Source organism: Shewanella sp. AC91-MNA-CIBAN-0169 (genome assembly GCF_040310165.1).
Lineage (GTDB): Bacteria > Pseudomonadota > Gammaproteobacteria > Enterobacterales > Shewanellaceae > Shewanella.
This window is the reverse complement of sequence record NZ_JBEOPM010000109.1, coordinates 1-273: the sequence shown is the minus strand read 5'-3', so window position 1 is coordinate 273 and position 273 is coordinate 1. Positions and strand designations below refer to the sequence as shown.

Here is a 273-nt window from a genome sequence, read left to right as displayed (position 1 = left end):
GGATATATCATTTAATTTCCCAGATTGAATCACATGTGAGCCAAAATTATATTGAGCATTTAAAGCCGATTTATCCAAACTGCCTGAGTTTTGCTCAAGTTGATAGAGTTTAACCATGACTTGACCATTATCTAGCGTATAAATAATAGCGTTTTGAATCAGGTTTTTTATGAGCATTAATAATGATGTCTCATCTATCTTTACTTTGCTACTTGACTGTAAGTCGACAGTTAGTTCGATGTTCTTAGTATCAGCAATAGGAATGAGTAACCC

The 273-nt window shown here is 33.7% G+C and carries 1 protein-coding gene; it reads right to left on the bottom strand.

Features of this window, described 5'->3' with window-relative positions; genetic code table 11:
* Nucleotides 1–273: hypothetical protein (locus tag AAEY98_RS22320; RefSeq protein WP_502959661.1), on the bottom strand; the 273-nt coding region annotated here is incomplete at both ends.